The following is a 7594-nucleotide window of genomic DNA, read 5'->3' on the forward strand; positions in this document are numbered from 1 at the left end:
GCCAGCGGCGGTGGCAGCGGCTGGTCCGCGGCCAGGCGGCGCGGCTCGCGGGCGAGCAGCCCGGCGGCGCGGCGCAGGTCCTGCTCTATTCGGCCCCGGGCGAGCACCGGGTGTCGGGCGCTGTCCTGCCGGGAGGCCGGGTCGACCTCGGGCAGATAGGTGCGCACCGCTCCGCCGTAGACGGTGTGGTACTCCAGTGCGACGTTGAACCCGGTGCGGGCCCCGGGGTCCAGCACGTAGGCGGTGGCGAGGCCGGGCAGCTGCTGGCAGAGCGGGGACACCACGTCCTGCACCCAGCGGTCGACCGGGAGGTTCACCGGGACGCTGGCCACCACGGTGGGCAGCCTGCGTTCGGGGTCGCACAGCTCGTCGATCAGGGTGTCGACCTCGTCGGCCGTGATCACCCGGGGTGCGGAGTGGACTGCCGCCGGGCCGTCGGTGGCGTCGAGCAGTGGGAGGAGCGAGCGGGCGAGTTCGGGCACCGGCACCCGGCACGGGGTGCGCACGCCGCTGCCGGTGCTGTGGGCCTCGGCCTCCAACCGGACCCAGGTGGGGCCGTCCGAAGCGGTGGACACGGTGAGGGTGAGCTGCTGGGTGCCGTGCGGGGCCGGGATGCGCAGGCGGCGGCGGTCGTAGCGGCCGGTGCCCGGTCCGCCGCGCAGCGGGCCGTGATCGCGGTCGAGCAGGACGCGCTCGCCCAGGCGGAGGCGCTCGGCGGTGGGAGCCGGTTCGGCACTCTGCCCGACGGGGGCGGGGGAGTCCGGAGGGGGCTCCTCGAAGCCCTCCTGCTTCAGCCAGGAGGCCAGCTGCTCGTCGGCCAGGGCGACGGCCTCAGCGTGCGCGAGGGCCGTGGTGACCGTCATCCGGTAGGGCGTCGCGGGACCGCGGGGACCCGGTAGGTCGGCACCGGTGTGCGGGCGGACGCGGTTCGGGGCGGAGCGGTTCGCGATCAGGTGGTGGGTAGTCAGGCGGTTCGAGGTCGGGTTCGTCGCGGGCTGGGGATTCGAGGTCGAACGGTCTGAGGTCATGCGCATACCTCCGTGGTGCGGGGGTGGGGTCCTGTGTCCTCCATCGATGGTTTCGTCCGGTTCTGCCGGAGCCTTGCCCAGGAAACGCCACGGCCCGGAGCGGAAGTTCCAACTCCGGGCTACGACACTACGTTCGGGTGAATGTGCTCAAGCGGCCTTCCGCGTGGCGCAGGGCCTGGGCCACGGGAAACGGCCGGTCACGGGCCGTCCGGCGGCTCCTCCGACCGGCGGGACCCACGAGGTGCCGCCCGCCCCGGTGGTCAGACCGGCACCTCGACGTAGGTGCGGCCGGCCGGGGCCGCCACCGCGGTACCGCCGGTCGCCTCGGCCAGCCAGGTGTGGAAGTCCGCCGCGTCCGGCTCCGGCACGCCCACCTCGATCCGCACCCCGGCCGCCTCGTAGGCCAGGTCGGTCACCGCGTACCCGGCCGCCCGCAGGTCGTTCTCCACCCGCCCCGCCCGGACGTGGTCCACCGTCACCGCGAGCAGCGCGACCGGTCGGCGCTCCAGCAGGCCGATCTCGTCCACGGCCTCCGACACCGCGTTCCCGTACGCCCGCACCAGGCCGCCCGCACCGAGCTTGATCCCGCCGAAGTACCGGGTGACCACGGCGACGGTGTCGGTCAGCCCGCGCCGGCGCAGCACCTCCAGCATCGGCACCCCGGCCGTGCCGCCGGGTTCGCCGTCGTCGCTGGAACGCTCACGGCGCTGCTCGTCGCCGACCACGAAGGCGGTGCAGTTGTGCCGGGCGTCCCAGTACTGCTTGCGGATGCCGGCGATGAAGGCCTGCGCCTCCTCCTCGTCGGCGACCCGGGCGAGGTGGCAGATGAACCGGGACTTCTTGATCTCGATCTCGTGGCTGCCGGCCCGCCGGATGGTGAGGTACGGCCTGGCGGTGGGCTCCGGCGTGGCGGACATGGTACGGGGGTCCTCCCGAGGACGGCGAAGGCTGGCGGCGCAGGCCCCGGGGCACCGGGGCGGCACCGCCAGCCTAGTTGGCGCGCGGCGGGAGGGGTCAGCCGCCGGGCTCGGCAGCCGGTTCGACGGTCGGTTCGGCGGTCGGCCGCGATGCCGGCCGCCGGTGGGTCAGCGGCCGGCCAGGGCGTTCAGCCGCTCGCGGTCCAGGCCGGTCAGCGCGGTGACCTCGGCGAGGTCGACGGCGCCGCAGTCCAGTCCGCGCAGCAGGTAGCCGCTCAGCGCCCGGGCGCTGGCCGGCTCGTCCATCACGTCGCCGCCCGTCCTGGCGACGTACGCGGCCAGCCGGGCGGCGGAGGCCGCCAGGCCCTCGCGGTAGAAGGAGTAGACGGCGGCGTAACGGGTCGGCAGGTGCGCCGGGTGCATGTCCCAGCCCTGGTAGTAGGCGCGGGCCAGCGAGCGGTGGACCAGGCCGTGGTGGAGCTTCCAGGCGGCGTGCACCTGCTCGGTGGAGCCGGTCGGGACGACGTTGGTCGAGCCGTCGCAGAGCCGCACCCCGGTGCCGGCGGCCGCCACCTGCATGACCGCCTTGGCGTGGTCGGCGACCGGGTGGTCCATGCTCTGGTGGGCCGCGCTGACGCCGCAGGCGGCGCTGTAGTCGAAGGTCCCGTAGTGCAGGCCGGTGGCGCGTCCCCCGGCGGCCTCGATCATCCGGGCGACGGTGGCCCGGCCGTCCGGACCGAGGATCGCCTGGGTGGTCTCGATCTGGATCTCGAAGCCGATCCGGCCCGCGGGCAGTCCGGCCCGGCGCTCGAAGTCCTCCAGCAGCCGGACCAGCGCGGTGACCTGCTCGGCGTAGGTCACCTTGGGCAGCGTCAGGACCAGGCCGTCCGGCAGCCCGCCGTTGGCCAGCAAGGTGGCCAGGAAGAGCTCCAGGGTGCGGATGCCGCGGGCCCGGACGGGGACCTCCATGCACTTGATCCGGATGCCGAGGTACGGCGGGGCGCAGCCCTCCGTCACCGCCGCGGCGACCAGTTCGGCGGCGCGGACGGCGGCCGCGTCCTCCTCGGCGTCGGGGCGGGGGCCGTAGCCGTCCTCGAAGTCGATCCGCAGGTCCTCGACCGGCTCGCGCTCCAGCTTGGCGCGGACCCGGGCGTGCACGTCGGCGAGCAGCTCGTCGTCGGCCACACCGAGGGCGCGGGCCAGCTCGGCGGGGGTGGCGGCATGCCGGTCGAAGGCCTCCAGGGCCTGGCGGCCCCACTCCCGCACGGTATCGGCGTCGAAGGCGTCGGCCGGGACGTAGACGGTGTGCACCGGCTGCCTGGTCCCGGGCTCCCCCGGGTAACGGCGCGCCAGATCGGCGTCCACCGGGGCGAGCAGCGCCTCCACGGCGGCGCGGGCCGCGGTGGAGAAGGAGGGCCCGTCCGTCGGCCCGCTTCCGTCGACCCCGACCCGCCTCATCCGCACTCCTCCATGCCGAACCAGCGCTTCAACAATTTGTTGAGGCGAAGGTAGCTCCGGCGGGACCGGGCGTCAATGGCCGACCGAGCCCTGGACGGCGGCGGCTGCGGTCAGTCCCTCCCGGCGGCGACGTAGCGGTCGCGCAGCTCCGGGAACAGCTCGGCGACCTCCTTGGGGTGGACCGAACCGTCCGGGCCCTTGCCGGTGACGCCGAACTCCCTGGTCAGCCAGTCGGCGAGGCGCTGGGGATCGGGCTGGTGGCCGTGGACGTCCATGTACGAGACGAGCGCCTCGTAGGCGACGTCCGGGTCGAGGCGAGCGGGCGCCGGGGGGAAGCCGGGCTGCTCGGCATGCACGGGCTGCTCGGCCGGGACCGGCTGCTCGGGCTCGGCGGGCTGCTCGGGCTGCTGCTGGGGGCCGGTCGCCTGCTGGGCCTGCGGACCGGGAGCGGGCTCGGCGGCGGGGACAGGCTCCTCGGCAGCCGGGCGCGGAGGCTTGAACCAGGGCGAGGCCTGCCCGGGCACCCGCCCGCCCGGGGCGGCGTCGGCCGGGTGGCCGGTGGTGCGGACCGGGCGCTCGGTCCAGACGTTCAGCTCCTCACCACGCGGCTGCGGGACATCGTCGGCCGCCTCGTCCGGTTCCTGGGCGGCCCGCAGCCTGACGGCGGCCAGCTTCGCGAGCATCGGTGCGGCGACCTCGGCGGACATCGGCGCGACGGCCGCGGGCACCTGCGCCGGAGCCTGTTCGGGCTGAGCTTGTTCGGGCTGGGTCTGCTGGACCTGCGGTGCCTGCTGGGGCTGCTGTACCTGCTGGGTCTGCGGTACCTGCTGGGTCTGCGGTACCTGTTGGGGCTGCTGGGGCTGCGGCACCTGCTGGGAGTGGGCCTCAACAGCCGGGGCGATGGCCGCGGCGACACGGTTCTCCTGGGCGTCGATCCCCTGCACCTCCTGCCCCGTCAGCGTCTCCTCGGCTTCGACCTCACGGCCCTCGTCATCCAGCCGGTCGAGCAGCGCCGGGTCCAGCGGCACGCCGAACTTGGCGAGCTTGAGCGGCAGCAGCGCCTGGATCGGCGCCGAGCGGCGCCAGCCACGGCCGTACCGGAAGCGCAGCTGCGCCCGGTAGACCAGGCGGTTCTGCTCGAGTCGGATGACCTCGTCGTAGGAGCGGAGCTCCCAGAGCTTCATCCGCCGCCAGAGCCGGAAGGTCGGCACCGGGGAGAGGATCCAGCGCATCACCCGGACCGACTCCATGTGGCGGTCCGCCGTGATCGCGGCGATCCGGCCGACCGCGTGCCGCGAGGCCTCGACCACGACCACGAAGAGCACCGGGATGACGGCGTGCATCCCCATGCCCAGCGGGTCGCCCCAGGAGGCGGCCGCGTTGAAGGCGATGGTGGCGACGGTCAGCAGCCATGCGGTCTGCCGCAGCATCGGGAAGGGTATTCGCAGCCAGGTCAGCACAAGGTCGAGCGCGAGGAGCACGACGATGCCGGCGTCCACGCCGATCGGGAAAGCATAGGAGAAGGCGCCGAAACCCTTCTCCTCGGCCAGCTCGCGCACCGCGTTGTACGAGCCCGCGAAGCCGATGCCCGAGATGATGCAGGCACCGGCCGCGACCAGGCCGAGCAGGCCCCGATGGGCCTTGGTGAGCGTTGGGCGTGCCATTACGTCTATCAACCCCTGGATGTCGGCTGCTGCCGTACGCTGCCACGACTGCCGGGTCCCGCTGGTCGGGCCGCCGGACGGCTGGGCAACCTCCGGGCTCGGCCCACCGGAGTTTACTCGTACACGTGTTTAAGCGTTCCCACAGCCTGGAGTGTCACGGTGAGCAGCCCGACACCGGCCCCGGCACCGTGCGGAGCTGCGCCGGAGGCCGGACCGGATCGTCAGCGGGTCTGCCCCGCCGTGCCGTTGAGGTAGGCCAGTACGGCCAGCACCCGGCGGTTGGCGTCCTCGTCGGGGGCGAGTTCGAGCTTGCTGAAGATGTTGGCGATGTGCTTCGCCACCGCACCGTCGCTCACCGAGAGGCGGGCGGCGATCGCCGAGTTGGAACAGCCCTCGGCCATCAGTTCCAGCACCTCACGCTCGCGCGGGGACAGCCGCAGCAGTGGACCGGGCCTGCGCGACGTGGTCTGCATCAGCTTGGCGATCACGTCCGGGTCCATCGCCGTGCCGCCCGCCGCCACCCGGCGGACCGCATCGATGAACTGCCCGGCGTTGAACACCCGGTCCTTCAACAGGTAGCCGATCCCCCCGGTGCCGTCGGCCAGCAACTCCCGCGCGTAGAGCTGCTGGACGTGCTGCGACAACACCAGCACCGGCAGGCCCTGGATCTCCCGCCGCGCCTTGAGCGCGGCCTGCAAGCCCTCGTCGGTGAGCGTCGGGGGCAGCCGGACGTCGACCACGGCCACGTCCGGGCGGTGGGTCAGCAGCGCCTCCAACAGCTCGGGGCCGGTCTCCACCGCCGCCGCGATGGTGAAGCCGTGCGCTTCCAAAAGCCGGATCAGGCCTTCGCGGAGGAGATAGAGATCCTCGGCGAGGACAACTCGCACGGCAACTCCAAGGTGATGGTGGTGGGTCCGCCCGACGTGCTGTCGATGGAGAGGACACCGTCGAAGGTACCCAATCGCTTCTCGATCCCGCGCAGTCCGGTCCCCCGCGAGGGGTCCGCCACCCCTGCACCGTCGTCCGTCACCGTGACCCGCAGGAAGCCGGCCCGGTAGAGGATGTCCACCCATACCTGGTCCGCCCCCGAGTGCTTGGCCGCGTTGGCCAGCAGCTCGCAGATGCTGAAGTACACGGCGGCCTCCACCGGGGCCGGCGGCCGGTCCGGCAGGCTCACGCAGACCTCGGTCGGCAACGCGCTGTCCAGCGCCAAGGCCCGGACGGCGTCGCCCAGCCCACGCTCGGCGAGCACCGGCGGGTGGATGCCGCGCACCAGGTCCCGCAGCTCCTGGAGCGCCCGGGCCGAGGACTGCCGGGCCTCGGCGAGGAGCTCGCGCGCGGCCTCCTGGTCGGTGTCCATCAGGTGCTCGATGGTGCCCAGCGTCATGCCGATCGCGACCAGTCGTGCCTGGGCGCCGTCGTGCAGGTCCCGCTCGATCCGCCGCAGCTCGGCCGCCTGGTTGCCCACCGCGTCCGCCCGCGTCTCGGTCAACTCGGCCACCCGCCTGGTCAGCTGGGCATGCGTCGCCCGGCCGTCCTGGTCCAGCACCCGGCGGGCCGCCTCCGCGTACAGCCGCACCGCGAACGGCGCCACGAGTATCCCGACGACGATCATCGCGGCCCCGAGCACGACGCTCAACAGGATGGACGCCATCCGGCCGCTCAGCGGACCGAAGTCGGACGCGGGAACCGGCCCCGACAGAATGTAGGCGGCTCCCAGCCCGAGCAGCACGGCCACCGGGCCGACCAGGGCCACCGCGAGAAGCGGGTTCACCACCATCCAGAGCAGCTCGGCACGGGTGGTCCGGTCCCGCAGGCCCCAGTGGAGCACCTGCGCGTACTTCGCCACCGTCCGCGAGCGGTGGTAGGTGTAACCCGTCCACCAGTGCCCGCGACCGTCCAACTCCAGCTCCGGACGAGGCTCGTAGGTGGCCGGCAGCCGTATGCCGAACCAGCGCTCCAGCTGACCGCGGGTGCGGTCGGCGACGCCGCGAACGAGGAAGGCGGCCACGAAGGAACCGGCGGACGCCGCCACCAGGAGCGCAGCGAGGATTCCCGGAGAGTAGTTCTGGAGGATCTGTGCCGCGATCACCCCGGAGAGAACGGCTGCCGCCACCGGCAGGACGAACCCCGGCACTGCGGCCAGCAGCACCAGGACCAGCCGTGTCAGGCCCTCACCGCCGGCCGCGAAGGCAGCCCGGGCCTGCGCACGTACGGACGTGCCGCTCGTACGACTCACTGTTGTCACGGGAAGCTCCTGATGCCGGTACCGATCGTCCTCCATCAGTGTTCACGAAGCACCCGCCACCGGCACGGGCCATGGCACCCCAATTCCGGGGTAGACCTAGGACCACCTACTGGTGGACAAAGTGGCACCGACGGGTGAGATGATCCGGAAATGCGAAGAACCCCCATCCGGGTCCCGGATGGGGGTTCTTTCTGAAGAATTGTTCGGCGGCGTCCTACTCTCCCACAGGGTCCCCCCTGCAGTACCATCGGCGCTGTAAGGCTTAGCTTCCGGGTTCGG

Annotated in this window: 5 protein-coding genes, 1 rRNA gene and 1 pseudogene; all 7 read right to left on the bottom strand. The window is 73.0% G+C overall.

From position 1 onward, the window contains the following. Nucleotides 1-863 (bottom strand): annotated as a pseudogene (locus KS423_RS32475) (hypothetical protein); the annotation flags it as partial. Nucleotides 864-1288: 425 nt separating this feature from the next. Then, the gene (locus KS423_RS32480; protein WP_224283341.1) at nt 1289-1945 is read right to left on the bottom strand and encodes a YigZ family protein; all 657 of its coding nucleotides are present in this window, start codon (nt 1943-1945) and stop codon (nt 1289-1291) included. Between the two features lie 168 nt (nt 1946-2113). Then, nucleotides 2114-3403, bottom strand: coding sequence for an aldolase/citrate lyase family protein (locus tag KS423_RS32485; protein WP_224283342.1), 1290 nt, complete (start codon nt 3401-3403; stop codon nt 2114-2116). Between the two features lie 110 nt (nt 3404-3513). Next, nucleotides 3514-5067 (bottom strand): DUF2637 domain-containing protein, encoded by a 1554-nt coding sequence (locus KS423_RS32490; protein WP_224283343.1) that lies wholly within the window; start codon nt 5065-5067, stop codon nt 3514-3516. 221 nt (nt 5068-5288) lie between these two features. Further along, nucleotides 5289-5954 (bottom strand): response regulator transcription factor, encoded by a 666-nt coding sequence (locus tag KS423_RS32495; protein WP_224283344.1) that lies wholly within the window; start codon nt 5952-5954, stop codon nt 5289-5291. Further along, nucleotides 5906-7315, bottom strand: a complete 1410-nt coding sequence (locus tag KS423_RS32500; protein WP_224283345.1) for a histidine kinase — start codon at nt 7313-7315, stop codon at nt 5906-5908. The genes KS423_RS32495 and KS423_RS32500 overlap by 49 nt, the downstream gene beginning before the upstream one ends. A 201-nt stretch (nt 7316-7516) precedes the next feature. Beyond that, nucleotides 7517-7594: ribosomal RNA gene (gene rrf / locus KS423_RS32505) — 5S ribosomal RNA — on the bottom strand; the annotation flags it as partial.

This window comes from Streptomyces sp. LS1784 (genome assembly GCF_020103755.1).
Classification (GTDB): Bacteria; Actinomycetota; Actinomycetes; order Streptomycetales; family Streptomycetaceae; genus Kitasatospora.